Consider the following 25,906-nt stretch of genomic DNA (forward strand, 5'->3'; position numbering starts at 1 on the left):
CAAACCAGCAAGGTTTGGGGTCATTGACCACTCCGGATTTGCAGGATCGTCTGGTTAATAAATACGTTCGACAGGTTGGTCAGAAACCGATTTTGGGCCGTTAGTGCTTCGTTGAATACGTTCAGGTACTGGTCATAAGCGAACAGCCCCGACCGGTATTTAACCAACGCGATCTGCACGTTCTGGTTGCTGAGTTCATAGTTCTGCCGGTTCAGGTCCAGCGACCGAACGGCCTGGTTATACGTATTCAGCACATCGTCGGTGTCGGTTTGCTGGCGGTTTCGTTCGTAGGCCAGTTCACTTTCGGCCAGGTTGAGTTGCAGCCGGGCGCGGGTGAGGTTGCTGGTTCGCAGACCGCCGGTGTAAATAGGCCAGTTGAACTGTAGCCCCGCGACGCCAATGGTAAACCACCGCTCGTTCGGGTTCAGAAAGTTCACCTGATTGCGCTGCGCCTGCTGGGAATAGCGTCCATAGGCCGAGAGCGTTGGCCAGCGTTGCAACCGTTCGCGGTCGAGTTGAAGCCGCGACAACGCCACCCGCGACTGCTGAAGCGTGATCTGGGGCCGTTCGGCCGGGCTACTGGCTATGGCTGGTGGAACCACCGCAGCGGGCCGTATCGCGAGTTCTTCGGTCAGCATGAGGCTGTCGGTGGGGGCCAGCCCAAGCAGCAGTTTGAGTTGGCTCAGGTTGCGGACGTAGGCCAGTTCGTTCTGGTACAGCACGTCGGTCGTAGTAAGCTGCACCGACCGAATCCGGTTGTATTCCAGCGGCTCAATGAGGCCCTTGTCTAACCGTTGCCGGGCAATCTGCGCGAGCGTGTCGGCCGCTAATCCGTTGCGCCGGGTGATGACGATGGCTGAGCGGGTCAGCAGTGCCGCGTGGTAAACACGGACCGTCTGGGTTGAAATCTCATCCTGCAATACCAGCGTCTGATCGTTGATGATCCGCAGGTTTTGCTCCACGACACCCCGGTCAGCGCGGGCGGGCCGGTTCAGAATTGGTGCGTTCACCTCGACGCCCGCCGTCAGGAAAAACGGCAGCCCAAAGCGGAGCGAACGAAACTCACCCGGCCGACCACCCAGAAACTCGGCGGGTACCAACTGCACGGGCAGAGCATAGTTATAGTCGAAATTGGTGAACAGCCGGGCCGAGGGTAACAAGGCTGCCCGGCTCACCGCTCGTTGTTGGTCCTGCACCACCCGGTTTTGCCGCGCATTGACCAGGTCGGGGTTGCTGCGCTGGGCCATTGTCAGAGCGTCCTGCACGTTCGACACTACCGTCTGAGCGTCGATAGGTAACGAGAACAACAGCAAAATGACGAGTATAAACCGGTTCATGCGTAGCGCGAATGGACACCTCAAAAAACGCGGCTTTCGGAACAGGGCGCAACTATTTTACCTTAAAGCGGAAGAAACTGCCGGGGAACTCGCCGTTTTTGGGTACGAAAAAGCCGGAGCGTTGCGGCCCCGGCGTTTCGCTAATTGTTCATCGCCTATAAATCAGCAATGGCTTTGTTGATCTCATCCTTCGTTTTGCCGGTCTTCTGCTGAACCTTACCCCACATTTCGTCTTCTTTGCCTTCTTCGTGGGTCAGGTCATCGTCGGTCAGGTCGCCGTAGGCTTGTTTGATTTTGCCTTTCAGTTCGTTCCAGCCACCTTTTAGGGTTGTCTCGTTCATGATCGTAGTGATTAAGGTTGAGTAACAGAGGCAATCAGTATGACTGCCTGATTAAAACTACGCCGGAACCGAATTGTTTTTGACAACGTGTTCCGCAATCGTCTCTGAATCAATGGTCAGGTTATAAATAATGCCCGTCAGGGGCGTAGTGAATCCCAGAAAGTACAACCCCCGCAAATCCGGGTCGTCGAACCAGAGTCGTTTCGGATAGCCACGCTCGTTCGCGATGCGCGCCAGCAGATCGTCGCCCAAAATGGGAGCGAGGCCCGGCCGGTAGCCCGTTGCCAGAATGATGGCGTCGAAGGAGTGCGCACTGCCATCGGCAAACGTGACGCCGTTGCGGGTGACCCGGTCAATGCCCGGCACGACTTTAATGGCACCCGCCTTGATTTGGTCGAGTGTACCAAGGTCAATGACGGGAATCTTGCCCCGGCGTGTGTCGTACGACGCCGGATGCGCGGGTTTGCCCAGGCCGTACGGCGACAAATCACCCACCGTAAACCGTTGCGACAGGCCCGTTACCAGATCATAGAACCAATGGGGGAATTTGCTCAGGAAAATGGCCGTCGGTTGGGCAGGCCTGCCCAACACGTCGCGCCGGACGATGTTGACCGGCCCCCGCACCGAAATAAACGGGGTTGCGCCGTGCTCCAGCAGGTCCAGCGCAATCTCGGCCCCCGTGTTGCCCATGCCCACCACCAGCACGTTTTCGCCCCGGAAGGGCGCGCCGTTGCGGTATTCGCGGCTGTGCCAGACAATGCCCCGGAAATCGCGTAGCCCCGGCAACTCCGGCACGTTCGGAATGCGGTTATAGCCCGTGGACACAATCACCCGTTCGGCCTCGAACGTATCCGTTTCGGTGGTTACCTGCCACGTTCCCCCCGCCCTGCGCCGGATGCTGACGACGTTTTGATTAAATTTTGGCCTGATGCCGAATTGCGCTGCGTACTGCTCCAGATACTCGACCACCTGAAGCCGGGACACGTAGGTTGGGTAATCAATGGGGTAGGGCAGGTGCGGCAGGGCCGAGTGCTGCTTAACGGTGTGCAGGTGGAGCCGGTCGTAGTGATTGCGCCAGGCGAAGCCGATGTAGTCGCTGGCTTCCAGCACGGTAAACGGCAGTTTTCGATGCGCTAATTGCCCGGCCATCGCCAGCCCCGCCGGTCCGGCACCGATAATTAAAGTTGTAGAAGTCGTAAAAGTCATAAGTCGTAGAGGATAAAGGAGTCGTAGAAGTCGTAGGTCGTAAAGTCAAAAGTCGCTGCGCGTAAGCAACACTCATGCGGCAGCGACTTTTGACTTTACGATCTACGACTTCTACGACTCCTTTAACTTATTTTATCCTCGTCCAAGTCTGGGTTTTGCCGAGCAGCGAGATGCCCACGTACCCGCGCACGTCGAGCGTGTTGGGGTCCTTGAGGGTCATCTTGCAGTTGTATTCTTTGCCGTCTTCGGGGTTGTATATTTTGCCGTCAGCCCAGACATTGTCCCCATCGTACTTAAAATTGTACATCAATGGCAGGTTGAGCAGGGGACGGGTGCGTTTCTTTTCATCCGCATTCTTGATGTCCGTTTTGGGCTTGCCGCTCGTCGGGTCGTTGGGTTCGGTGAGGTAGATGAGTTTACCAAAAAAAGTGCCGCCCTGTTTATAAATCTGCACATGCCCTTTTTTAGTGCCGTTCAGCCACGTACCCACCACCGCGTCGGGGTTGTCGCTGGGCGCAAACGAAAATAAGGTAACGAACAGCAGAAGCAGGGGCAACTGGAAATGTGTGAATTTCATGGAATCGCGGGATTGGAACTAATGAGTAATTCTGTTGTACTAACGCAAATATCTGAATTGTGATTACGCGGATGAACCGATTTAAACAGATTTTTGCGGAATCGTACCAGCTATTCGCTGACTATTTTGGCGGATCTGGTGACGACAGAAAACCGACGGACTATGTTTAAACGCGACCCCAGCCGTAGCTACCCCACCGAAACCGAATCGCGGACAATCATCCGCTTTCAGGATTGCGATCCATTGCAGCACCTCAACAACGCCAAATACTTCGACTATTACTTTAACGCCCGCGAAGATCAGGTGGCCAAGCTGTACGACTTCAACCCCGGCCAGCTTTTCCGTGAGTTGAAAACCAGTTGGGTTGTCTATCAGCACCAGATCGCCTACGTCCGTCCGGCGCAGGTGAGCGAATGGGTGCGGATTATGTCGCGGCTGATTTACGTTAGTGAAGACACGACGGTAACGGAATACTTCATGACCGACGATGCTAAAACGCACCTTAAAAACGTGTTGTGGGTCACATCCAAGTACATCAGTGTGGCAACGGGTAAACGGATTCCGCACGATGAAGCTGTGCTGGGTTATTTGCAGGCCACGCTTGTGCCGAACGTCGATTTCCTCGACCTGAACTTTAACGACCGCATTCGGGAAATTAAGCAGCAGATTACACCGGCTGTAGTGAGCCGATAAATCAGGTTGATTACGATGGCCCCGTCGGTATATGTACACACCTGCTCAGGTAGGTGAGGTGACGCTAAACAATGAATGGTAAATGGAGTAGTTACCGTATGACGAAAGCAATTTATATCGCTTCGGTAGAGCCTTACACGGGTAAATCGCTGATCGCGCTCGGCCTGGTCAATCGGTTACTGGGTAAAACCAAAAAAGTTGGCTACTTCAAACCCATCATCTCCCCCCAGGTACCCGGCCGGAAAGAAGTTCATATCGAAACCATGCTGGATTATTTTTCCCTGCCCATCCGGTATGAAGATACGTACGCGTTCAACCGGCAGGAAGCCCTCGAACACATCGAGTCCGAAAGCCGGGGCGACATGCTCAATACGGTCATCAGTGCCTATAAAAAGCTGGAGGAAACCAGCGATTTCACGGTTATTGAAGGCAGTGACTTTCTGGGCGAGGGTACCGCGTTTGAGTTTGAATCGAATGCGGTTATCGCCAAAAACTTAGGGGCGCCCGTGCTCATTGTGATTACCGGCGAGGCCAAAACAACCGCTCAGATCGTCAGTTCCGCCCTGAGTGCCCTGCAGGCATTCGAGGGCCGGGAGGTGCAGGTGCTGGGCATCGTTGCCAACCGGGTCAGCACCGGGCAGGTCGACGATGTGCGGGCGTTGCTGGCCATGCAGTTGCCCGCCGGGATCATGATTACCGTCATCCCGTGGGAAAAAGGCCTGCAAAGCCCGACCATGAAGGAAATAAAGGAAGGCCTGGGCGCTACGGTGCTCATCGGCGACGAGTTGCTGACCAATCAGGTCGATAACTTTGTTACCGGTGCCATGATGCTGCCCAACTTCCTAAATTACATCAAAGAAAACGTCCTGATTGTGACGCCGGGCGACCGGGCCGACATCATTATCGGGGCCATTCAGGCTAATCTGTCGGCCAACTACCCCCGCGTGGCCGGTATCGTGCTGACGGCGGGAACCGTGCCCGATGAACCCGTCACGCGGTTAATTGAGGGCCTTCAAACGGTAATTCCCATCCTGACGGTGCAAAAGGGCACGTTTGAAACAATAACCGCCATTGGGTCCATTCATTCGCGCATCACGGCGGACAACCGCAAGAAGATCGAACTGGCCATCGACGTGTTTGAAAAGTACGTGGACACGCAGGCGCTGGAGGACAGGATTACTACGTTCCGATCCGAAGGCATAACGCCCCACATGTTTCAGTACCAGCTTTTTCAAACGGCTAAACGGCAGAAAAAACACATCGTCCTGCCCGAAGGCAACGATGACCGCATCCTGAAAGCAGCCGCCCGGCTCATCAGTCAGGATGTGGTGGACCTGACCATCCTGGGCGATCCGGCGGAGGTGACGGCGTCCGTCCGGCGGTTGGGGCTGACCCTTGATCCGACGGCACTACAGATTATTGATCCGGCCACGTCGGACAACTACGCGTCCTACGCTGAAAAGCTCTACGAACTGCGTAAAGCCAAAAATGTGACACTCGAGATGGCGCGGGACATGCTCCTGGACGTCTCGTACTTTGGCACTATGATGGTGCACCTGGGCCACGCCGACGGCATGGTGTCGGGAGCGGTGCACACGACCCAGCACACGATCCGCCCCGCCCTCCAGTTCATCAAAACCAAACCGGGCGTGTCGCTGGTTTCGTCGGTATTTTTCATGTGCCTGCCCGAACGGGTATCCGTCTTTGGCGACTGCGCGGTGAATCCCAATCCGACAGCGGACCAATTAGCCGACATCGCTATTTCGTCCGCCGAGAGCAGCGCCCGCTTTGGCATTGAACCCCGAATTGCCATGCTTTCCTACTCCTCGGGCAGTTCCGGCGAGGGCGAAGACGTGGAAAAGGTCCGGCAGGCGACGGCCCTCGTGCGCCAGAAACGGCCGGACCTGAAAATAGAAGGTCCCATTCAGTACGACGCGGCCGTGGACCCCTTAGTCGGCAGCCAGAAATTGCCCAACTCGGCGGTAGCGGGCCGGGCCAGTGTGCTGATCTTTCCGGATTTGAACACGGGCAACAACACCTACAAAGCAGTGCAGCGGGAAACCGGGGCGCTGGCCATCGGGCCAATGCTCCAGGGGCTGAACAAGCCCATCAACGACCTGAGCCGGGGCTGCACCGTGGACGATATTTTTAATACGGTCATCATCACCGCCATCCAGTGTCAGGATGAGACTCCCCAGACCCTACCCGCCTGATTCGGCCACACGCTATGCACATTTTGGTTATCAATGCAGGGAGCAGTTCGCTAAAATACCAACTCTTCGCCCTGCCCGCCGAAGCGCCCCTGTGCCGGGGGCAGATTGAACGAATCGGCACGGCGGGTTCGTCTATTCGTCACCAAACCGGGGCTGATCAGTCCGCCCAAGTCATTGAATTTGACGAGATCATCGCCAATCACGCGGCTGGTTTTGGGCGGGTGCTGGCGCTCCTGACCGATCCCGTCACGGGCGTAATTTCAACGCCCGACGCCATCGACGCCGTTGGCCACCGGGTGGTGCACGGCGGGGAACGCTTCGCGGGCGCGACCCTCGTTACGCCCGCCGTGAAAGAAACGATCAGGGCACTGTTTCCGCTGGCTCCGCTGCACAACCCAATCAATTATGCCTGCATCGAACTGGCCCAGATGACCTTCCCCAGGGCCAGACAGGTAGCGGTGTTTGATACCGCCTTTCACCAGACGATGCCCGACTACGCCTTCCGTTACGCCCTGCCGACTGAATTGTATCAGCAGGAAGCCATCCGGGTCTACGGCTTTCACGGTACCTCGCACCAGTACGTCAGTCAGCAGGCAATGGCCTGGCTGGGCAAGCCGGACGCTAAACTGATTAGCATTCACTTGGGCAACGGAAGTAGCATTACGGCCGTTGACGGCGGCAAATCCATCGACACGAGTATGGGTTTCAGTCCGTTGAGCGGTCTGGTGATGGGTACGCGGTCGGGTGACGTAGACCCCGCCGTTATCCTGCATTTAATAACCCGTGGCTACAGTCCGGAGGCCGTTAACAACCTGCTCAATAAGCAGTCGGGGATGCAGGGGCTAACGGGCTTCAGCGATATGCGCGACATCCGAAAGGCATTAGCTGCGGGCGACCCGGCGGCGGCTTTGGCCTGCGAACTCTACGCCTACCGGGTGAAAAAGTACATTGGTGCCTACGCGGCCATCCTGAACGGGGTCGATGCGATCCTCTTTACGGGCGGCATTGGAGAAAATGACCGGGTGATGCGCGAAACGATCTGCACCCACCTCAACTTCTTGGGCATCGTTCTCGATCTAACCGAAAACAGCGCTCCGGCCCGCACCATTCGGGCGGTCAGCACAACGGATTCACGGGTTACGGTTTTAGTTGTACCAACCAACGAGGAGTTGGAAATTGCCTGGCAGAGTTACGCGGTCCTGGCCGGGTAAACGCATACTGACTGAACCGGGCCCGAAGCCTTCAGCGCCAGAGTGTCGCACCGGGTACTAAATGAATCGCATAAAAACTTGCGTAGCTATTTAACTACACGTATATTTGTAGTCAAATGACTACAAAATGAATTTAAGACGGGACGTATTTCAAGCCATAGCAGACCCGACCAGGAGGGCCATACTGCTGTTAGTAGCGGCACAATCCATGACAGCCGGTGCCATAGCGGCAAACTTTGACACGGCGAGACCGACCGTTTCAAAACACCTGCAAATACTCACCGAGTGCGAATTGCTGGAACAGGAGCAAAACGGCCGGGAGATTTACTATCATATCAGCGCAAAAAAAATGAAAGAGGTAGCCGATTTCATCGAGCCATTCCGTCAGATGTGGGAAGATCGATTCAATAAATTGGAAACAATAATGAAAAAACACCATCCAAAAGAATAAAACAGTATGGAACAAAAAACAAAGGTCAATGCCGAAGAAGGTAAGCAGGAATTGGTGATTACAAGGGTATTTGAATTACCAGTAGAACTACTTTTTAGAGCGTACGTAGAGCCCGAAATTGTTGAGCAATGGATGGGGACGAAAGTTGTGAAACTCGACAGTAAAAAGCACGGTAGTTATCAATTTGAAACAATCGATGCTGAAGGAAATAAATACGGGTTCAATGGGGTAATCCATGAGTTTAGCCCGAACCAGAAAATCACGCGGACATTTGAAATGGAAAATACGCCCGATTCGGCAGTCCGATTTCCCGTTCAGCTTGAATTCCTGGAATTTGAAAAACTCACCGACGACACCAGCAGACTCAATATGAAAATAGTTTACAAAACACTGGCAGACAGAGACCAAATGCTCAAACTGCCTTTTGCTCAGGGCATAAATTCGGCACACAACCGATTGGAGAGTATTGTCAGTGAATTAAACTAACGCACCATGACAAAGAGAAACAAAATCATTTACTGGATTGCTACGATCTGGCTGGCATTGGGTATGCTATCAACCGGAGCCGTGCAGCTATCAATGATGGAAGGAGAAGTAGCGAGCATTAAACAATTAGGTTATCCGACCTATCTGCTGACAATACTGGGTATTTGGAAAATTCTGGGCGTTGTAGCCGTGCTTATTCCTAAGTTTCCTCTACTGAAGGAATGGGCTTATGCCGGATTTTTCTTTGCTATGTCGGGAGCAACACTGTCACGTATCGCTTCGGGTGATTCCATGAATGAACTACTTCCCTCGTTATTATTACTAATCCTAACTGTGCTATCGTGGTATTTCAGACCGGCGGATAAAAGACTCGTTTTGGTTAATTAATAATTGAATAGTATCAACACCATGAACAGAGACAAAAAAGTGTTGTCCTCAGAACAACGTGACGAACTACTCAGCGCGTTGAAAGCCCGTTTTGAAAAAAACATGAATCGCCACGAAGGTCTTGACTGGGCTAACGTACTGGCGAAGCTGGACGCTGATACGGAGAAACTGTGGTCACTCCATGAAATGGAATCAACGGGTGGGGAACCGGATGTTGTCGGCTACGATAAAAACACGGACGAATACATCGTTTATGATTGTTCAGCCGAAAGTCCTAAAGGCCGCCGAAGTGTGTGCTATGACCGCGAAGGGCAGGAGTCAAGAAAAGAGCATAAACCGGCCAATAACGCTGCTGATATGGCTGCCGCTATGGGTATTGACCTGTTAACCGAAGAACAATATCGGGAATTGCAGGAACTTGGCAAGTTCGATACGAAGACATCGTGCTGGGTGAAAACACCCGCTGAGATCAGAAAACTCGGTGGTGCCCTCTTCGCTGATTTCCGCTACGGCACTGTCTTCATCTACCACAACGGTGCCGAATCGTACTATGGTGCAAGAGCGTTCCGTGGCTCGCTGAGAGTTTAACAAAATAGCCTGATTGGATTTTACCGTAACTACCCACCACCTTAAAATGAGTTGGGCCTGCTCACGAGCAGGCCCAACATACTATTTATTCATTCATCGCCCTGGCGACTTCTAATTCCTGGGGCTTTTTGGGCACCACTTTTTTGCGGGTGAAGCGGGCAATTAATCGGTCAACGACTAAGTACGTCGATGGCACCACCAGCAGCGTCAGCACCAGCGAGGAACTCAGCCCGCCAATGATGACCCAGGCCATGCCGTTTTTCGTTTCGGCACTGGCTCCGCTGGCTAAGGCAATGGGCAGCATCCCCAGAATCATCGCCAGCGTCGTCATCAGAATCGGGCGCAGGCGTTCCTTCCCGGCTTCAATCAGCGCATCGACTACGTCGTGGCCTTCTGCTTTCAACTGGTTGGCAAAGTCAACGATCAAAATGGCATTCTTGGCCACCAGCCCCAGCAGCATAATCATGCCGACAATGGCGAAAACGGTCAGGCTTTCCATCGTCAGGGCCAGCGCCAGCAGGGCACCAATTAGGGCCACCGGAATGGAAAACAACACCACGAACGGATACACGACGCTTTCGTAGAGTGCGACCATGATGAAATACACCAGCAGAATAGCGATTCCTAACGCCAGCCCTAAGCTCCCGAAGGCGTCGGACTGCTGCTGCAACTGACCGAGGTACTGGATAGAAACGCCTTCCGGTAGCTTCTGTTGCCCCATTTTGGTCTGAATGTCGGCCCCCACGGTACCCACCGGCCGACCAACGACCTGGGCGTTGATGGTGATGGAGGAGAGCCGGTCGATGCGTTCCAGCACGCTTTCGCCCACTTGCTCCTGAACGGTGGCAAACTGCGACAGCTCGAAGGTTTTACCCTGGTTGTTGACGAACGTCAGGCGGGCAACATCCGCTGGCTGCGTCCGGTCGAACTGATCGAGGCTAACCAGAATGTCGTATTCATTACCGCCCTGCTTGAACTTCGACAGATCGTTTCCCCGGAAAGCGTTTTGCAGCGAAAGGCCCACATCTGCGGCACTCAGGCCGAGCTGCGCCATCCGCTCCCGGTCAAGATTGACCGTTACTTCCGGTTTGGGATCTTTCACCGAGTACTTCACGTCCTGCGTGCCGGGCACCGATTCGGTCACCTGTTTAACTAAGGCAGCCGCTTTCCTGATGTCCGTCAGGTTCGTGCCTTTGATAGCAATCATGATTGGGGCCTGCGACGCCCCCACAATGCCCACGGGACTCACCGTCACCTTCACGCCTGGAATCTGACCCACTTCATCCTTCAGCAACTGGCCAAACGCTTCGGTCGACAGTGTCCGCTGCTTTTTATCGATCAGCTTCACGTTCAGATCGGCCCGGTTGCTGTTGGCGGCCGTACCCAACCCGGTACTGCTGTAGCCGACGTTGGTGAACACGTTGGTCACTTCCGGGTGTTTCATGATGATCTGCTCCGCCCGTTGCGCCACCGTGTTCGTCTGGTATATGGACGCCGTCGGGGCCAGCTCAAGCTGAACGCTCATCTCACCCATGTCATTCTGGGGCATGAAAGCCGCCCCAATGAAGCCCGCCGGAACTAAGGAAATCGACCCAACCAGCAAGGCGATCACCGCCAAAAAAATGTACCGCTTGTGGCCCAATACCCAAACCAGAATCCGGCCGTAGGCATTCGTCATCCGGTCAATTATACGCTCGAAACCGAGGTTCAGACTGCCCCACAACGATTTTGGATTCAACACCTCAACTTTACCGAACCGGGAAGCCAGCAGGGGCGTCAGGGTAAACGACACCAGCAAGCTCATCAGCGTCGAGAAAACAACCACCAAGGCAAATTCCCGCAGGATGTTCCCAATCAGGCCGCCCGTCATGGCTAAGGGGATGAATACCACCACGTCGACTAAGGTAATGGCTAAGGCCGTGAACCCAATTTCGCTCCGGCCATCCAGCGCGGCCTGCCGTCGGTCCTTGCCCATTTCCAGGTGCCGGTTGATGTTCTCCAGCACCACAATCGAGTCATCGACCAGGATACCCACTACCAGCGACAGCGCCATCAGCGTCATCAGATTCAGCGAAAAGCCCATCAGGTACATCAGGGCAAAGGTTGGAATCATAGACGAGGGCAGGGCCACCAGCACGAACAGGGCCGACCGGAAGCTGTGCAGAAACAGCAGCATCACCACCGATACAATCAGAATTGCCAGGCCCATGTCGAACACGACCGCATTGGCCGAGGCCAGCGTGTAGGTCGACTGGTCAGAAGCAACGTTGAATTTCAAGCCCACCTTGCCGTACTGCTTTTCCAACTGGGTAATCTTGACCTGCGCCTGCTGACTAACCGACACGGCGTTGGCATCGGACTGTTTCTGGATCTGCAACCCGATGGACGGCTGGGCGTTGATGTGGTTGATGGCGGTTGGCTTCGTGCTGGCATCGACTACCTCGGCCACGTCGCGCAGCAACACCTGCGACCCGTCGGTCCGGCGGGCAATGATCAAGTCCCGCAGGCGATTCACCGTTTGCACGGACGCATCGAACCGGATAGAGTACTGCGATTCCCGCGTTTCCAGCTGACCGGCGGGGTAGCTGGCGTTGGCCGCGTTGATGGCCTGCGATACCTGGCCGATGGAAACACCGTAGCCCCGCAGTTTTTCGGGATTGACGTTTACCTGGATTTCCCGCTCGTTGCCCCCAATAATATTGACCTGACCAACGCCCGAAACGTTCGACAACTGCGGTTTTATATCATTGTTGATCAGGTCATACAGGGCCGTCGGCGACATATTTGCCGTAACCCCCATCCGCAGCACCGGAATCTCGTCGGTCGAAAACTTATTCAGAACTGGGCGGTCGGCTCCGTCGGGCAGCAGGTTAACGATCTGCTCAATTTTACGCTGGGCATCCTGTTGGGCCAGCGTGGTATTCACCCCGTTTTTCAACTGGATGATCACGCTCGATACGCCTTCCTGCGAGGTCGACGTCATGCGATCCAGGCCTTCCAGTGCCGACAGCGCGTCTTCGATGCGCTTGGTTACGTTGGTCTCCACTTCGTCGGCCGAGGCCCCCCGGTAGGTGGTGGCCACGCTGATGACGTTGGCTTCAAACTTGGGCAGCAGGTTATAGGACAACTGCTGATAACTCAGCGCCCCAAACAAAATAAGGACGGTGAAAATGGTCGTCACCAGCAGCGGCCGTTTAACGGCTATTTCGGATATAGACATGGGTTGAGTCGACTATTTAGTGATTTGTACCGGCTTGCCATCGCTCAGGTTCAACTGGCCGGTGGTCACCACCTGATTGCCAGCTACCAGGCCACTGCGAACTTCAATCGTGTCACCAAAGTCCCGGCCCACTGTGATGGTGCGCCGACGGGCTACGTTCCCCTCAATGACGAACACGTACGGATTCTTGATGCTTTCGACCAGCGCTGAACGCGGAATCTGGAGCGCTTTCTGAGCCGATTTCTGCGAGAAATCTACGTTGACGAACGTACCAGCCCGCAACCCACTGGCATTGTCGATGGTGATTTCGACGGGGTAGTTGTGTTCATCGCTGCCCTGGGGCGCAATGTAGGTGATGCGGCCGTTGAAGGTCCGGCCCGGAAATACATCGGCCGCTACCTTGACCGGCTGACCTTCGCGCAGCCGGTAGACATCGCTTTCGTTCACTGGTACCTCCACTTTCAGGCGGGCAACGTCGAGCACCCGGCCCAGCACTTTCCCAACGGTGACATACTCACCGGGTTCGATATCTTTTTGCACGATGCGGCCGCCAATCGGCGCTTTCACGGCCGCATCGGCAATTTGCTTTTTGATCTGCTCGGCCTGATTGATGGCGTTTTCGTAGTTGAACTTCGTGTCGTTCACTTGAATCTCGGTGGTGGCATTGCCCGCCAGCAGCGTGTTGTAGCGCGTGACGTCTTTCTTCAGCCGGTCAATGGAAAGCTGGGTGGCTTCCAGCGACAGTTCTCTTAGCCGGTTGTCTAACTGAACCAGCGTAGCGCCCGCCCGGACCGAGGAACCCAAACCAAAATTAACCCTCGACACTTTTCCGGCCGTGGTGGCAATAATATCGGCTTCTTTGAAGGGGATCAGGTTGCCGGTTTTAATGAGTTGCTGGCTCACCGTGCCGACCGATGCGGCCGCTACGGTCACCGGAATCGCAACGTTCGTCCTGACGACCGGCTGCTTCTGGGCGTCGATTTTCTTCTTGTTAGAAGCCAATCGAAAACCAATCAGGGAAGTAATGGCCAGTAGGGCTACTACAACGATAATCGTTGTCTTTTTCATGATCTATGCGTCGGTTGGATGAATCAGAGTTGGTTATAAAAAGTGAGAAGCTTGCCCTGCGACTGTTCGTAATCTAAGCGAGCCTGATACAGGTTAATCAGGGAATTGATGTAGTTGGTCCGGGCCTCGCTGAGCGCGTTGTCGGCGTTAATCAGGTCAGTCAGCAGCTTGGTTCCCTGCTTGTATTGCAGGGTGGTGATGTTGTAAACTTCCTGGGCCAGCTTCACGTTCCGGTCGTCGTTTTGCAGGCTGGTCTGGGCACGCTGGATTTGCGACTGGGCATTATTGAACTGAAGCCGGTAGGCCGACACATTCAGTTTTTGCTGCTGTTCCTGGGTCAACAGCGTTAACCGCTGCTGCTTTAGCTGGGCATCCCGCTGGAAACCGTCGAAAATGGGAATGTTCAGCCGCAGCCCAAACGAGCCAAAGCCCACGAAGTTGCTGAATATCCGGTCGATGGTTTGGGCACCCACGTTCACTGTGCCGTAGTTGGCCGTCAGACTCAACGTAGGCAGATAACCCGCCTTAATGCGCTGCAATTGCAGTTGTTGCAGGGCGATGTTGGTTTGGGCCTGCTGAAAGGAAACCAACCGCTGGGCGTCGAATTGACCCGGCTCCAGCGTGGGCAGTTGCGTCAGCAGCGTCGAGTCCGACAGCACCAGCGTTTGCTCCTGCTCCATACCCATCTGATATTTCAGTCGGTTCAGAGCCAGATTCAGGCCATTCTCCGCCAGCGTCAGTTGCGACTGGGTACTGTTGTAGCTCACCTCCGTCCGGGTGTAATCGACCGGCTGAATAACGCCGTTGTCGCGCTGGAGCTTCAGAATATTGAGTACCTGCTGCGTCCGCTGGAGGTTATCGCGCAGCAGGGCGATCTGCTGCTGGGCCACAAAAACCTGGTAGTAATTGCTGGCGATGTTATAAATGACGTCCTCCTGGGTTTGCCGCGTGTTGAGCGTGGCCAACTGCTGGTTAGGCTTATTGGCTTTGAGACCGATCAGCAATGACTTGTCGAAGATCGGTTGAGACGCCTGCGCCGTGAGGTTGGTTTGATACTTCTGACCGATGATAAACACACGGGGATCGGGACCAAACACCCCGGCGGGGATGATGCTCTGCTGAAGCTTGATGTTGTTGACCGAGGTGCCCGTTAGTTCACCTGCGGCAGATATTGACCCAGCGCCTGCCGGGCCTGCTCATTAGCGGTCTCTACCTGGTACTGCGCAATCCGAATGCTGCCGAAATTTTTAAGTCCAAAATCAATGCAGTCTTTTAACCGGAAACCTGCCGTAGCCGGAGATTGAGGTTGAGCCTGCGCCCATCCCGATAGGGGAGAAGCCAGCATGAGAACTAAACCAAGTGCAATTAATCGTTCCATAAATCCAACGGTTGAGCTATCTACTGTAGATATGTCAACCAATTTTATAAAAAAAAGTTACTTGTCTAATAGGGAAATAATTTTGCGGGTCGTAGCCAGAAAGGCCTCCCGTTCGTCCTCAGATAACTGACTCATCACCTGTTGATCCATCGTCGCCGTAATTTGAAGAGCCTGTTCAATAACCAGCTTACCGGCAGGCGTCAACCGAATCAAATTCTTCCGCCGGTCAACACTATCAGCCGCTACCCGCAGGTAGCCATCACGCTCTAATGTACGAATGGATCGCTGAATGCCCGATTTGTCCTTTTGCAGCATGTTGGCAATCTCCTGCTGCGATAACAGATCATCGCCCGAAAAGTAAGCGACAAACAGGACGGGGAACTGCTCGATCTGGAGGGTGAAGCCTAAGCGGGATAGTTCACGATTGGCCTTCTTAGCCATCAAATTACTCACGTGACTAATCATGAAGACGGCCTGAGAACCCATTCGCTCCGTAAACTTGGCCTGAATGCTTTTTTCCGTTGTCATGCTGCAAAGGTATAGAAGGTTGCTATATCAACCAAATGGGTATGAGAAAAGTTTCTTCGATCTGCCTAAGCAATAAAGTCAATTTAACCCGATAGTAAGGTTTCGCACAGCGGGAAGGATACGCTCACTACTCTATCCGTACTATACATTTTTAGATTAAAAGTTACAGAATTATTGGATGTGGGTGACAGGCCGGGATTTACGAAGTCATTATTACGTGCTGGTGCCTGTTAACGTCAACGCTGCTTGTCGATCCACGGGTATTCAGCGCGTAATTAACTAACCCATATCATAATAGTATGAAACATGTGAAGAAAACAGATGTCGCTCATCAAATGAGCGACATCGAACGGTTCTACATCTTGATGGAACCTTTGTACGGATCGGTCGATCCCGGGGGTTCGGACAAGTTAGCGGAGTGTACTACTGAGGACGAAGTACGCCAGGAGATTGCTAAGCGGGCGGCCAACGTTACAGCCGCATTAAGAAGGGCCGGTTTAACCTGCCCCAATGGTGAAGCAGGGACAAGACCGGCAGGCGCATAAGCATGTCTGATTGACGAAGTTTCACCTGTGAGGAGAAAGTACGCTGCCCAGCCAGTGCCCGTAGTGGCAGTAGCTGGGCAGCATCAATAATTGGGATGCTGTAGCCGAAACACCACCGATTAAATCGGCCGCTTTTCGGGGAGTAAGGCTCAGGCTAATTTGGTAATTAGGGGGATCAAGCACCGTTCCAGGTCGTCGATAGACACCTCAATGTCTTCCGCTATGGTGCCGATATCCAGCTTAATACCGTCTCCCTGGCAATAAGCCGAGTAGTGAAGTCCCAGCACCTGCGCTAAATAATAAAAATAATTAGGCACGTAATTCGACGAAAACAATTCAAGCAGGTGAGTGCCCGGCTCGCACCACAGGATGTTGGCAAACGACGCGCCGTGTGGCCCCATAATGAAGGACGCGTTTTTATAAATGGCATACTGCTCAGCGACGGACCGGGGCTTGTCCTCAATAATCTGGAAGTCGTACCGCTCCAACAGGCTGATTAGCGCTTTTTCATTCAGGATACGGCGTCGACCCGAGCGGCTGATGTAAATCCGATTTCGTTCGGTCCGTTTTATTGGTAAACTGGCGTCGATCTGGGTTTTTAGAAAGCGGATGTCCGCTTCATTCTGGTGCGCCCAGTTATCGTGGTTACCCAGCAGGCAACGCTCAAACGCAACGCTAACCTGTCGGCTGTCGACAATCTGGTGCGGCTGGAAGCCAATCAACGCTAAAAATTCACGCTCGTAGGAGGTGTTGACCAGCGGGTACGAGACGACGGCGTCCGAAAAGGACCCGTCGGGCAGGGCGGCTTTGATCCGGCACAGCTTGGCCGCTACCAGAAACACGTAATCATAATACCCGATGAACACGTTGTTATCGAAATAATGGCTGAAGGGCGCAATCAGCGTCTGCACGCTGCGCCGATCCCGTTTCTTTTGGGCTAATCCATTTTTGAATAAGTCGTGGCTCCAGTAGTCGGTGTTGAGCACCGTACGGCCGCTCATCAGCCCCCCGGAACGAAGCTGGACAACTTGCTCACTACCGCGCTCATACTGCCAGACGGAACTGGACTCGGTGACCACGTCGGTTGGTGGAAAAATCGTTTTGGCTGCGTCAGCCGCGTCGTGCACGGGACTTAAGCTAACTGTTTTGCCCCGATGGGTGACGAGCAGGTGAGGGGCTAAGTAAGACTTGGTTTGCTCTTTGCTCAGCAGATTATAACCAAACCACCCGGCTCCTGACAAGGCCAGCCTCGTCACTATTTTCTGAACCCGGCCGTAAACTCCCGACAGCAGCGCATTTACTTGTTTCATACTAGAAGGCCAGTTCAGCGCCCGTATCAGTTTGCCAATTTTTCTGAAATTAAATGAAAATAGGTGACAAAAAAGCTTTTTTTGTTAAAAACGCTGCGTAAGAAAAGTAGTTTTTACCGGGGCAGGTAGCCACCAGTTGGTCTGGTGCCCGCCTGTTTTCACTGCCCTGATTTGACCCGCCCGCGTTTGTTTCGTATTTTTCGGGGAAACTCATACCCCAAAACTGTATGTTCATTCCGCAACGAATCAAACAAACGGGCACCCTGTTGATAGCAGCGGCTTTTTCGGCGCTTGCGCAGTCGCCCGCATCCCAGCCCGTGCCCAAACAAGCCCCAATGACGCAGAATCCGTTTTTAACTCCCTACACCACGCCCCACCAGACGGCCCCGTTCGACAAAGTCAAGAATGAGTACTACATGCCCGCCCTGACCAAAGGACTCGCCCAGGGCCGCAAAGACGTAGCCGCTATTGTCAACAATACCGATAAACCAACATTCGAGAATACCATCGTCGCGCTTGAGCGGTCGGGCGATCTGTTGGGGCGGGTGACGTCGGTGCTGTTTAATCTTAACAGCGCCGAAACCACGCCCGAACTGCAGGCGATTGTAAAAGAAGCTTCCCCATTGCTGAGCGAATACGGTAATGACATTACGCTGAATGAGAAACTGTTCGCCCGCGTCAAGTCGGTGTATGAAGGACGGGCGAGTCTGAAACTCAGTACGGAGCAGGCGATGTTGCTCGAAAAAGCCTACAAACGCTTTGCCCGTAACGGGGCCAATCTCGACCTCAAAGGCAAAGAGCGCCTGCGGGCTATTGATAAAGATCTGTCGCAGTTGTCGCTCCAGTTTGGTGAGAACGTGCTGGCCGAGACCAACGAGTTCATGATGCCCGTGACCGACGAAAAAGACCTCGCCGGGTTGCCCGACTACGTGCGCGAAGCCGCCAAAGCAACCGCGAAGGAGAAAGGCAAAGAAGGCTACGTTTTCACGCTGCAGGCTCCCAGCTACGGGCCGTTCATGCAGCATGCCGACAACCGGGAACTGCGCAGAAAAATGTACATGGCCTTCAACGGGCGCGGTTACCACGGGGACAAAAACGACAATTCGGCCATTATCGGCAAGATCGTGAACTTGCGCTACGAGCGGGCTAACCTGCTGGGCTACAAGACCCACGCCGACTTTGTGCTGGAAGAAAGCATGGCCGGGTCGAGGGGCAAAGTACAGAGTTTCTTAGACGAACTGGTGACCTACGCCCGCCCGGCCGCCGAACGCCAGTTAATTGAACTGACGACCTACGCCAAAGCGCACGGCTTTATGGAAGACAAACTCCAGGCGTGGGACAACAGTTACTACGCCGAGAAACTCAAGAAAGAAAAGTACGACTTAGACGACGAGACGTTAAAGCCTTACTTTAAGCTCGACAACGTCCTGAACGGGGCCTTCACGGTCGCTAACAAACTCTACGGCATCACGTTTAAGGAGCGCACCGACATTCCGGTGTATAACCCAGAGGTACGGACCTTCGACGTGTTCGATAAAGACGGGAAATTTTTGGCGGTGTTCTACGGCGACTACTTCCCCCGGACCGGCAAGCGCAGTGGCGCGTGGATGAGTGACGTTCAGGGTCAGAAAGTGGAGAACGGCACCAACGTTCGGCCGCACATCGTTAACGTCTGTAGCTTCACCCGTCCCGTCGTGGTATCGGCCACCGACACCAAGCCGTCACTGCTGACGTTTTCCGAAGTCATAACGCTGTTTCACGAGTTCGGCCACGGCCTGCACGGGATGCTGGCCAACGGCACGTACGAAAGCCTGACGGGCACGAGCGTTCCCCGCGACTTTGTAGAACTGCCCTCGCAGGTAATGGAAAACTGGTGCTATGACCCCGACGCGCTTAAACTCTTTGCCAAACACTACCAGACGGGCGAGGTTATTCCGAACGATCTGATCGAGAAAATCCGCGCCAGTCAGAACTTCTTAGCCGGTCTGGCTAACCTACGGCAATTACGCTTTGGCTTAGTCGATATGTATTACCACGGCCAGAAACCCACCGGCGAAACCATTACGCAGGTTGAGTCGAGAGTAGACTCGGTCGCGAACCTGTTTCCGCGCGTGGAGGGTGTTGCCACCAGCCCGGCGTTCTCGCACATTTTTGCAGGCGGCTACTCGGCGGGGTATTACAGCTACAAGTGGAGTGAAGTATTGGATGCCGACGCGTTTGAGTTCTTCAAGGAAAAAGGGGGTTTGGACAACAAAGCAGCCGCCGACAGTTTCCGTAAGAACGTGCTCGAAAAGGGGGGCAGCGAGAAGCCCATGGAACTGTACAAAAAATTCCGGGGCCGCGAACCCTCGCCCAAAGCAATGCTGCGCCGAAGCGGATTGATTCTGTAGGCACAATCGTTGCCTCATGTTGTTAGTAGGGAGCTATTGTGGCTCCCTATATTTTTAGTCAGCCCATTACGACGCTCGTCAAATAGTGCCGGTTAGTCCAGTATCCCGTCTTCCTGCCATACCCATTTCGACCGGGCCTGACACCCATTAACTTCGGCAAACGCATCCTTTATAGCAAACTATTGGTACTGGGGTTTGACTGCGTATGCATCCGGTGATTCACGAATTAAGCCGACCTTGTCTCTATAACCCCGAATGACGTTGAAAACAATCACGACCCTCCCGGACTATTGCCGACATGTCAACATTCCGCAGCCCAAATACGCCTTTTTCGATATCCGGCGGTTTGAGGACAAAACGAAAACTGAAAACGCAAAGCAAGCTCCGTTCCGCCACGAATTTTACGCGGTAGCGGTGCGCCAGGCCGGTCAGAATAAAGAAGTAAACGGGCAACCCCTGCTCAATAACCTGTTTTTCAATTCACCTTACCAGACGGTTTCCTGGGACGTGCTGCCCGACTGGAAAGGCTGGTACATCATGTTCGGGCAGGATTTCCTGGCGCTGAATCCCGCCTGGAAAGATTTTATCGTTGACTTTCCCTTCTTCCGGTTAGACGAGACCATCCCATTCGATCTGTCGGCGGATGATATGGCATTCGCAACGCAGATTTTTGAGCGAATTTTTGCCGAATATCAGTCGGACCGGGACGATAAGTTTCTGTTCATTCAGGCCTATGCGCAACTTTTACTGGTACTGACGAAGCGTTATTTTAACCAGGCTGACTTTGATAAAAACAGCAGGCAGGCCAGCCGAAACGCGGATATTTTGTTGGTATCCCGGTTTCAGACGCTAATCGAAACGTCGATGACGAATGAATCGGCCAGCGCCAAAATCCGGCAAACCTCGTTCTATGCCAATAAACTAAAGATTCACCCCAACTACCTGAACGCCGTCGTAAAACGAATTACCGGCAGTACGGCCATTTATTTAATTCATAACCAGTTAATTACCTCGGCCAAATCCCTACTTCAGCAAACGAACTTGTCGGCTAAAGAGATTACGTTCCGGCTGCATTTTTCCGAACCCACCCATTTTAATTCCTTTTTCAAGAAAAGAACCGGTCTCACACCCCGCCAGTACCGGGAGCGGTATAGAATTTGAAAGCGAGGCTTTGAAATTTGTCAGTATTTGTTTGAACCGTGTCAGCACTACTTTGTCTGGAAGCCGCACCTTAGTTGTTGAATTCTAAATCTCAACTACGATGGTACAGGCAGTTCGGTTCACCAGCGACGGGTTAGTGCTGGCGGGTAATCTCTACACGCCCCACGATTTCGATTCTACCAAAACTTACCCGGCTATTTTGGTCGGCGGGTCGTGGACCACAGTCAAGGAACAGATGAGCGGTCTCTACGCGGGCGAACTGGCCAAACAGGGCTTCATCACGTTGGCCATTGATCCCCGCTACTTCGGCAAAAGCGAAGGGCAACCTCAGTTCTGGGAAAATCCAGCCGCCAAAACGGCCGACTTCAAAAACGCCATTACGTACCTGCTCACCGTCGACGGGGTCGATGCGGACAAGCTATTTCTGGTTTCGGTTTGTGCCAGTTCTGGCTACATGGTCAACGTAGCCGCCGAAGACGAACGCGTAAAAGCCCTGGCAACGGTGGCGGCCTGGCTCCACGATGCCGAGTCGGTAAAGGGCATATATGGGGGTGAAGAAGCCATAAAGACAAAAATCAGTCAGGCGCAGGCCGCCAAGACGAAGTTTGCCGAAACCGGTGAGGTCGATTATATTCCCGCCATCAGCACGAGCGATAAACAGGCGGCCATGTTCGGGGAGGAATTCGACTATTACCTCAACCCTGACCGGGGTGCCATTCCGGAATGGTCTGCGGATAAATTCGCCGTCATGAGCTGGGAGGGCTGGCTGACGTTCGACCCGATGCCAACGGCTAAGCGTCTTCAGCTACCGGTGCTGATGGTGCATTCCGACGACGCTGTTTTACCCGATAACGTCAAGCGGTTCTTCAGGGACATCCCCCACGATAACAAGAAACTGCACTGGACAACTGGCACGCAAATGGACTTCTACGACCAGCCCAAGCCGGTTTTAGAAGCGGTGGCGACCATTACCGACTTTTTTAAGAAACTGGATTAAGTAGAGTTTAGAATACCTGATTAACATACAACCTGAACGACATGACTCAGCAAACCAAAAATCTAAACCTCGCGGTTGTCGAGCAATTCTTCGATGCGTACGCCAAAGAAGATTTTGACGGTATCCGGGCCGTATTGGCGCCCGATGTTCGGTGGACCATCCCCGGTCACCACCCGCTGGCGGGCACCAAAGCCAGCGCCGATGAAGTAATCGCCTTTTTCCAGCAGCTCGACAAAGCTAAGTTTAAGGCAACGACCCTGTTCATGGAAGCCAACGACGAGTGGGTGGTCGAACTGCACCGGGGCTGGAACGAAGGCGGCAAAGCCCAGGTGGACATGCTCTGGGTGCTGGCGTACCGCATTGAAACCGGCAAGATCAAGGAGGTAACCAATTTTGCGGCCGACCAGCACGCAGCCGACTCGATGTTCTGGGCTAACTACCCCTTAGCTCCGATTCCCCAGCGCCTGCCCTGATTCTCCTAAAGTCAGCGAATTGATTATCAGAGTGTTAGCGTCGGTCTTGCCGCCGTCACGGATGCTTTATGTATTCGCTCTTTTGACCGGCTTAATCGCCAACCAACGTTCGGCACTAAATTTTACCATACTATGGCACACCCGCTAATCATGCTTATTTCGCTCCTTGTCAGCACGTTTAACCCACCTGAACCGGCGATGCGGGTGTACGTTTTTCAGCGGGGTCAGTTGATTAGTACCGATGCATCCGTCATTTCGGCGGGTGTTAATAAAGGCAAACGGTTAGTGATGGGCAATACCTGCTTTCTGATCCGGCATCCCAAAGGTATCCTGCTGTGGGACACTGGTTTGTCGGATTCATTAGTAGCCTATCCCAACGGAAAACAGGAGGGACCAGCCCTGTTAGTGCTGAAACAGACACTAACGGACCAGTTGGCTGGGGTGGGCATAACGCCTAACCAAGTGAACTATCTGGCCCTCTCACACGGCCATACCGATCATGCGGGTAATGCCAACCTCTTCCAGCGGGTGGTCGTTCTGATGCAACGCGATGAGTATAAACGGGCGTTCGGGCCGGATGCGAAGCAGTATTTTTATAACCCGGCTTTTTACAACAAGCTGACCAATTTTCGCCAGTTGGAGGGCGATCATGACGTGTTTGGCGATGGCCGCGTCGTGATCATGAAGACCCCCGGCCATACGCCGGGGCATCAGGTGCTGTTTCTGGATTTGGCTAAGACCGGGCCGGTTCTGGTTTCGGGCGACCTGTATCATCACCAGCTCAACCGGCGCATACAGGGCATGCCAGCCTATAATTTCAGCCGCCCCCAAACCCTCCAAAGCATGAAACGAATGGAAGCCTTCATCGCCCGCAAAAGGGCAAAACTCTGGATTCAGCACGATTCAATCTTCAGCGCGACCGCCCGGCTGGCCCCGGCTTTTTACGACTGACCAGACAACCGCTTACGGACGGGCAGCTCAGATACGGAGATGGTGACAAAACTGGGGTTATTCATCAGCCTGTGGCCTGGCTTTTATGCAACGGCTACGGCGCAGGATGTAGTCGATGTCTGGACCTGGGGAAACGCGGGTGTCCATGTGGAGCTGGACAGTGCCGCCTGGACGGTCGATGCCGCGTATCTGTACATTCGGAATCAGAACGCATCGCGTTTTTTTCTGCGAGCTGGCTCAGTGTACGTCACGCGGCAGGTCGGTAAGCGGGACTGGACCGTTGGCGGGGGATACGTACTGGGCCAGCAGGACCAATTAGGATCGGTACACCTGGCTCAGTTGCGGCTCAGCTACAACCGTTTCCACTGGCGGCTACGTCCTAATGGGCGATTGACCCTCGACCGGCTTTGGATACCGGCCCGTCCGGCCGAAGCTACGATGGCTTCCACCGTCAATCGGGTGCGCTTTTTGGCAGGTATCGAGCCGTCCCTCTCTCCCATCTGGACACTCTTAGCCAATACGGAGCCGTTTCTGCTTCGGAATGGGCTTTTTATGCGGGAAATACGGTCACAGGCGGGTATTCGCTGGCAGAAGCTACATCATTTGAAAATCGAATTGGTTTATTTTAATCGATGGGCTGGTTTTCCCGAAGCAACCATTCGCTGGTAAGATGCGGGCATTGTCCCGGCCATTTTGCTGGTGGGCAGCAAGCAGTAACCCGAATTCAACAACAAAAATTTCCCAGCTTATAAATCGACTAAACTAAACATGCACCCAAGAAATACCGCGGGGCCGCGACGGATTAGATATAACTTGCTGCTCGCCTTAACGATTACATCCGGGTTTATTTATGGCCAATCAGCCCCCAAATCGAATTCTGCGCGGATACTGCCGCTGGATAAGGCCGCTATGCTGGGACCCGAATACGACCTGGTTCGCCCCATGATGGGCAGTTGGCAAGTGCAGCAGCGGACGTGGGCGAAAGCCGGTGCGAAACCCGTCTCTTCACCACCATTCCGAGTGCGTCGGCAGCTCATTGGGCATTTTTTGCAGGAGGTAATGGAGCCTGTCCAGGGCACGCAAGTGCCGCCCTTTACCCGACTATCCTACCTTAATTTTAACAATGCCAACCGCCGGTGGGAATATATCGTGCTGGACACGCGCTGGCCAGCGATGATGTTTGAGACCAGTACCGATGAAGCGGTGGCGAAGGGCAACCAACTATCCTTCTATCTGGATGCCTTTGTCATGCCGCCGATGATGGGGAAAGAACAGGCTGGTCAGTTAGCCCGGCAACGGCGTACGATTACCCTTCTGGGGCCAGACCAGCAACTGATGCGGCAGTACCTGACGTTGCCCGCCGGTAAGGAATATCTGGCCATCGAATACGTGTATACACGAGTTAGGAAAGACCAACCGGCCGTTAAATGACAGTTTTTCTCGGGAAAGTAAAGTAAGCAGGGTGAGCCGTTGAAACGGCTCACCCTGCTTACTTTAGGGCAGGTGCCGGGGTGTTTGGGGCGGGTTGGTTACGAATATCAATTTCTGTTTCCTTCTGACGAACGTGCAGGTCGCCCTGGATGGGAGGAACGGGGTCTCTTGGTGCTGGACTGAAGGAATTGATTAATGCCTTCAGGCGGGATGGATCGTAGCCCACTAAGTAAGCCAGCAACGATACGGTAACCGCGAATTTGAAGTAAGCCGAAGCGGTCAACCCTAAAAACTGGCCCGGATTGTTGGTATCGCTGGACGTGGTGAACGTGGTCAGGTAGGAGCCAGCGATAAAAATCAGATACGTTGTAAACCCCCTCAGCATGGACACCAATGGGTTTTCGGTCATGTACATGTAGTTGTGGGCGTCGTCGGAATCCTTCTGGGAGAGATCTGGCGGAGCATGACGAAACTTGTTATACGCAGCTAATTTGGAGGCAATACCGCCCAAAACCCCCGCCAGCGACGCCAGAATTGCGCAGTTGGTGGGCGTGAACAAGAGGCCGTAGATAATCAAAAAGTACCAGTTCACGCTGCTGTCGGGGTTGGTCAGGCAGTCCGTATATTGACCAGAATTCAGACTCATGCCCATTATGAACAGGAGAAGCCAGCTTAGAAACAAAGCAATCCCGGCTGTCGACATGAAAAATCGATCAGCCACACCCAGTTCGTGAAGATGCCCTGCTTTGCCCGACGAGGGCGTGGACCGTTCAGAGCCGTTGGCGGCTGGTGCCGATACGGTGAAATTTGTAGTAGTTAGCTGCCCGTTCATAGCCGTTCGCGTTTAAGAGGAACGGAAATTGGCTAAAACTTAGTTGATTGTCAAATGAATAGCGGCCGATTCAGTAGAAATACGTGTCAGATAAGGTTGAATTACGCGCTCTGACTAACTGTACGCCATGCC

At 53.8% G+C, this 25,906-nt stretch carries 25 protein-coding genes; 14 read left to right on the forward strand and 11 right to left on the reverse strand.

What is annotated here, in order from left to right; genetic code table 11:
* Positions 1 to 20 precede the first annotated feature (20 nt).
* The 4 genes from ACYVHB_RS21820 to ACYVHB_RS21835 form a co-directional block, all read right to left on the reverse strand.
* Positions 21 to 1,337 carry a TolC family protein gene (locus tag ACYVHB_RS21820; RefSeq protein ID WP_461053919.1) on the reverse strand — a complete coding sequence of 439 codons (1,317 nt, stop codon included), beginning with the start codon at positions 1,335 to 1,337 and terminating at the stop codon, positions 21 to 23.
* A gap of 155 nt (positions 1,338 to 1,492) precedes the next feature.
* Positions 1,493 to 1,678 (reverse strand): CsbD family protein, encoded by a 186-nt coding sequence (locus ACYVHB_RS21825; RefSeq protein ID WP_461053920.1) that lies wholly within the window; start codon positions 1,676 to 1,678, stop codon positions 1,493 to 1,495.
* 57 nt (positions 1,679 to 1,735) lie between these two features.
* Complete coding sequence (locus tag ACYVHB_RS21830; RefSeq protein WP_461053921.1) at positions 1,736 to 2,884, reverse strand: flavin-containing monooxygenase; 1,149 nt, start codon at positions 2,882 to 2,884, stop codon at positions 1,736 to 1,738.
* A gap of 127 nt (positions 2,885 to 3,011) precedes the next feature.
* A complete protein-coding gene (locus ACYVHB_RS21835) occupies positions 3,012 to 3,461 on the reverse strand; it encodes a DUF2147 domain-containing protein (protein ID WP_461053922.1) in 450 nt (149 codons plus the stop codon).
* Positions 3,462 to 3,623: 162 nt separating this feature from the next.
* Between ACYVHB_RS21835 and ACYVHB_RS21840 the strand changes: the two genes are divergently transcribed.
* The 7 genes from ACYVHB_RS21840 to ACYVHB_RS21870 all read left to right on the forward strand — a co-directional run bounded on the left by ACYVHB_RS21840 (position 3,624) and on the right by ACYVHB_RS21870 (position 9,490).
* Positions 3,624 to 4,154 carry an acyl-CoA thioesterase gene (locus ACYVHB_RS21840; protein ID WP_461053923.1) on the forward strand — a complete coding sequence of 177 codons (531 nt, stop codon included), beginning with the start codon at positions 3,624 to 3,626 and terminating at the stop codon, positions 4,152 to 4,154.
* Between the two features lie 98 nt (positions 4,155 to 4,252).
* A complete protein-coding gene (gene pta / locus ACYVHB_RS21845; protein ID WP_461053924.1) occupies positions 4,253 to 6,367 on the forward strand; it encodes a phosphate acetyltransferase in 2,115 nt (704 codons plus the stop codon).
* 14 nt (positions 6,368 to 6,381) lie between these two features.
* Positions 6,382 to 7,578 carry an acetate/propionate family kinase gene (locus tag ACYVHB_RS21850; protein ID WP_461053925.1) on the forward strand — a complete coding sequence of 399 codons (1,197 nt, stop codon included), beginning with the start codon at positions 6,382 to 6,384 and terminating at the stop codon, positions 7,576 to 7,578.
* Positions 7,579 to 7,705: 127 nt separating this feature from the next.
* Positions 7,706 to 8,029 (forward strand): ArsR/SmtB family transcription factor, encoded by a 324-nt coding sequence (locus tag ACYVHB_RS21855; protein WP_461053926.1) that lies wholly within the window; start codon positions 7,706 to 7,708, stop codon positions 8,027 to 8,029.
* Positions 8,030 to 8,035: 6 nt separating this feature from the next.
* Positions 8,036 to 8,515: an SRPBCC domain-containing protein gene (locus ACYVHB_RS21860; protein WP_461053927.1), complete on the forward strand. Its 480-nt coding sequence runs from the start codon at positions 8,036 to 8,038 to the stop codon at positions 8,513 to 8,515.
* A 6-nt stretch (positions 8,516 to 8,521) separates the two neighbouring features.
* Positions 8,522 to 8,902 carry a DoxX family protein gene (locus ACYVHB_RS21865; protein ID WP_461053928.1) on the forward strand — a complete coding sequence of 127 codons (381 nt, stop codon included), beginning with the start codon at positions 8,522 to 8,524 and terminating at the stop codon, positions 8,900 to 8,902.
* 21 nt (positions 8,903 to 8,923) lie between these two features.
* The gene (locus tag ACYVHB_RS21870; protein WP_461053929.1) at positions 8,924 to 9,490 is read left to right on the forward strand and encodes a DUF4256 domain-containing protein; all 567 of its coding nucleotides are present in this window, start codon (positions 8,924 to 8,926) and stop codon (positions 9,488 to 9,490) included.
* A gap of 85 nt (positions 9,491 to 9,575) precedes the next feature.
* Here ACYVHB_RS21870 and ACYVHB_RS21875 read toward each other — a convergent pair whose 3' ends face one another.
* The 6 genes from ACYVHB_RS21875 to ACYVHB_RS21900 all read right to left on the reverse strand — a co-directional run bounded on the left by ACYVHB_RS21875 (position 9,576) and on the right by ACYVHB_RS21900 (position 17,539).
* A complete protein-coding gene (locus ACYVHB_RS21875; protein ID WP_461053930.1) occupies positions 9,576 to 12,710 on the reverse strand; it encodes an efflux RND transporter permease subunit in 3,135 nt (1,044 codons plus the stop codon).
* Positions 12,711 to 12,722: 12 nt separating this feature from the next.
* Positions 12,723 to 13,778, reverse strand: coding sequence for an efflux RND transporter periplasmic adaptor subunit (locus ACYVHB_RS21880; protein ID WP_461053931.1), 1,056 nt, complete (start codon positions 13,776 to 13,778; stop codon positions 12,723 to 12,725).
* Positions 13,779 to 13,801: 23 nt separating this feature from the next.
* A complete protein-coding gene (locus tag ACYVHB_RS21885; protein WP_461053932.1) occupies positions 13,802 to 14,875 on the reverse strand; it encodes a TolC family protein in 1,074 nt (357 codons plus the stop codon).
* Between the two features lie 53 nt (positions 14,876 to 14,928).
* Positions 14,929 to 15,156: a hypothetical protein gene (locus ACYVHB_RS21890; RefSeq protein WP_461053933.1), complete on the reverse strand. Its 228-nt coding sequence runs from the start codon at positions 15,154 to 15,156 to the stop codon at positions 14,929 to 14,931.
* A gap of 57 nt (positions 15,157 to 15,213) precedes the next feature.
* Entirely contained in the window at positions 15,214 to 15,684 is a 471-nt protein-coding gene (locus ACYVHB_RS21895; protein WP_461053934.1) for a MarR family winged helix-turn-helix transcriptional regulator, read from the reverse strand.
* A 694-nt stretch (positions 15,685 to 16,378) separates the two neighbouring features.
* Positions 16,379 to 17,539 carry a glycosyltransferase family 61 protein gene (locus ACYVHB_RS21900; RefSeq protein WP_461053935.1) on the reverse strand — a complete coding sequence of 387 codons (1,161 nt, stop codon included), beginning with the start codon at positions 17,537 to 17,539 and terminating at the stop codon, positions 16,379 to 16,381.
* Between the two features lie 227 nt (positions 17,540 to 17,766).
* On the opposite strand from ACYVHB_RS21900, the gene ACYVHB_RS21905 reads away from it, so the two are divergent.
* The 7 genes from ACYVHB_RS21905 (at position 17,767) to ACYVHB_RS21935 (ending at position 24,942) form a co-directional block, all read left to right on the forward strand.
* Positions 17,767 to 19,929: a M3 family metallopeptidase gene (locus ACYVHB_RS21905; protein WP_461053936.1), complete on the forward strand. Its 2,163-nt coding sequence runs from the start codon at positions 17,767 to 17,769 to the stop codon at positions 19,927 to 19,929.
* A 255-nt stretch (positions 19,930 to 20,184) separates the two neighbouring features.
* Positions 20,185 to 21,090: a helix-turn-helix domain-containing protein gene (locus ACYVHB_RS21910; protein WP_461053937.1), complete on the forward strand. Its 906-nt coding sequence runs from the start codon at positions 20,185 to 20,187 to the stop codon at positions 21,088 to 21,090.
* 100 nt (positions 21,091 to 21,190) lie between these two features.
* Complete coding sequence (locus ACYVHB_RS21915; protein ID WP_461053938.1) at positions 21,191 to 22,087, forward strand: alpha/beta hydrolase; 897 nt, start codon at positions 21,191 to 21,193, stop codon at positions 22,085 to 22,087.
* Positions 22,088 to 22,128: 41 nt separating this feature from the next.
* Entirely contained in the window at positions 22,129 to 22,560 is a 432-nt protein-coding gene (locus ACYVHB_RS21920; protein ID WP_461053939.1) for a nuclear transport factor 2 family protein, read from the forward strand.
* Positions 22,561 to 22,692: 132 nt separating this feature from the next.
* The gene (locus tag ACYVHB_RS21925; RefSeq protein WP_461053940.1) at positions 22,693 to 23,511 is read left to right on the forward strand and encodes an N-acyl homoserine lactonase family protein; all 819 of its coding nucleotides are present in this window, start codon (positions 22,693 to 22,695) and stop codon (positions 23,509 to 23,511) included.
* 39 nt (positions 23,512 to 23,550) lie between these two features.
* On the forward strand, positions 23,551 to 24,180 hold the full coding sequence (locus ACYVHB_RS21930; RefSeq protein WP_461053941.1) for a DUF2490 domain-containing protein: 630 nt from the start codon (positions 23,551 to 23,553) through the stop codon (positions 24,178 to 24,180).
* Positions 24,181 to 24,324: 144 nt separating this feature from the next.
* Positions 24,325 to 24,942 (forward strand): DUF1579 family protein, encoded by a 618-nt coding sequence (locus ACYVHB_RS21935; protein WP_461053942.1) that lies wholly within the window; start codon positions 24,325 to 24,327, stop codon positions 24,940 to 24,942.
* A gap of 58 nt (positions 24,943 to 25,000) precedes the next feature.
* On the opposite strand, the gene ACYVHB_RS21940 is transcribed toward ACYVHB_RS21935, so the two are convergent.
* Complete coding sequence (locus tag ACYVHB_RS21940; RefSeq protein WP_461053943.1) at positions 25,001 to 25,774, reverse strand: hypothetical protein; 774 nt, start codon at positions 25,772 to 25,774, stop codon at positions 25,001 to 25,003.
* Between the last annotated feature and the right edge of the window lie 132 nt (positions 25,775 to 25,906).

The organism is Spirosoma arcticum, from assembly GCF_054779955.1.

Bases quoted from the DNA above. Each gene is read 5' to 3' on its own strand.
- ACYVHB_RS21820 (WP_461053919.1), bottom strand. From the start codon at position 1,337: ATGAACCGGTTTATACTCGTCATTTTGCTGTTGTTCTCGTTACCTATC.
- ACYVHB_RS21825 (WP_461053920.1), bottom strand. From the start codon at position 1,678: ATGAACGAGACAACCCTAAAAGGTGGCTGGAACGAACTGAAAGGCAAA.
- ACYVHB_RS21830 (WP_461053921.1), bottom strand. From the start codon at position 2,884: ATGACTTTTACGACTTCTACAACTTTAATTATCGGTGCCGGACCGGCG.
- ACYVHB_RS21835 (WP_461053922.1), bottom strand. From the start codon at position 3,461: ATGAAATTCACACATTTCCAGTTGCCCCTGCTTCTGCTGTTCGTTACC.
- ACYVHB_RS21840 (WP_461053923.1), top strand. From the start codon at position 3,624: ATGTTTAAACGCGACCCCAGCCGTAGCTACCCCACCGAAACCGAATCG.
- pta (WP_461053924.1), top strand. From the start codon at position 4,253: ATGACGAAAGCAATTTATATCGCTTCGGTAGAGCCTTACACGGGTAAA.
- ACYVHB_RS21850 (WP_461053925.1), top strand. From the start codon at position 6,382: ATGCACATTTTGGTTATCAATGCAGGGAGCAGTTCGCTAAAATACCAA.
- ACYVHB_RS21855 (WP_461053926.1), top strand. From the start codon at position 7,706: ATGAATTTAAGACGGGACGTATTTCAAGCCATAGCAGACCCGACCAGG.
- ACYVHB_RS21860 (WP_461053927.1), top strand. From the start codon at position 8,036: ATGGAACAAAAAACAAAGGTCAATGCCGAAGAAGGTAAGCAGGAATTG.
- ACYVHB_RS21865 (WP_461053928.1), top strand. From the start codon at position 8,522: ATGACAAAGAGAAACAAAATCATTTACTGGATTGCTACGATCTGGCTG.
- ACYVHB_RS21870 (WP_461053929.1), top strand. From the start codon at position 8,924: ATGAACAGAGACAAAAAAGTGTTGTCCTCAGAACAACGTGACGAACTA.
- ACYVHB_RS21875 (WP_461053930.1), bottom strand. From the start codon at position 12,710: ATGTCTATATCCGAAATAGCCGTTAAACGGCCGCTGCTGGTGACGACC.
- ACYVHB_RS21880 (WP_461053931.1), bottom strand. From the start codon at position 13,778: ATGAAAAAGACAACGATTATCGTTGTAGTAGCCCTACTGGCCATTACT.
- ACYVHB_RS21890 (WP_461053933.1), bottom strand. From the start codon at position 15,156: ATGGAACGATTAATTGCACTTGGTTTAGTTCTCATGCTGGCTTCTCCC.
- ACYVHB_RS21895 (WP_461053934.1), bottom strand. From the start codon at position 15,684: ATGACAACGGAAAAAAGCATTCAGGCCAAGTTTACGGAGCGAATGGGT.
- ACYVHB_RS21900 (WP_461053935.1), bottom strand. From the start codon at position 17,539: ATGAAACAAGTAAATGCGCTGCTGTCGGGAGTTTACGGCCGGGTTCAG.
- ACYVHB_RS21905 (WP_461053936.1), top strand. From the start codon at position 17,767: ATGTTCATTCCGCAACGAATCAAACAAACGGGCACCCTGTTGATAGCA.
- ACYVHB_RS21910 (WP_461053937.1), top strand. From the start codon at position 20,185: ATGACGTTGAAAACAATCACGACCCTCCCGGACTATTGCCGACATGTC.
- ACYVHB_RS21915 (WP_461053938.1), top strand. From the start codon at position 21,191: ATGGTACAGGCAGTTCGGTTCACCAGCGACGGGTTAGTGCTGGCGGGT.
- ACYVHB_RS21920 (WP_461053939.1), top strand. From the start codon at position 22,129: ATGACTCAGCAAACCAAAAATCTAAACCTCGCGGTTGTCGAGCAATTC.
- ACYVHB_RS21925 (WP_461053940.1), top strand. From the start codon at position 22,693: ATGGCACACCCGCTAATCATGCTTATTTCGCTCCTTGTCAGCACGTTT.
- ACYVHB_RS21930 (WP_461053941.1), top strand. From the start codon at position 23,551: ATGGTGACAAAACTGGGGTTATTCATCAGCCTGTGGCCTGGCTTTTAT.
- ACYVHB_RS21940 (WP_461053943.1), bottom strand. From the start codon at position 25,774: ATGAACGGGCAGCTAACTACTACAAATTTCACCGTATCGGCACCAGCC.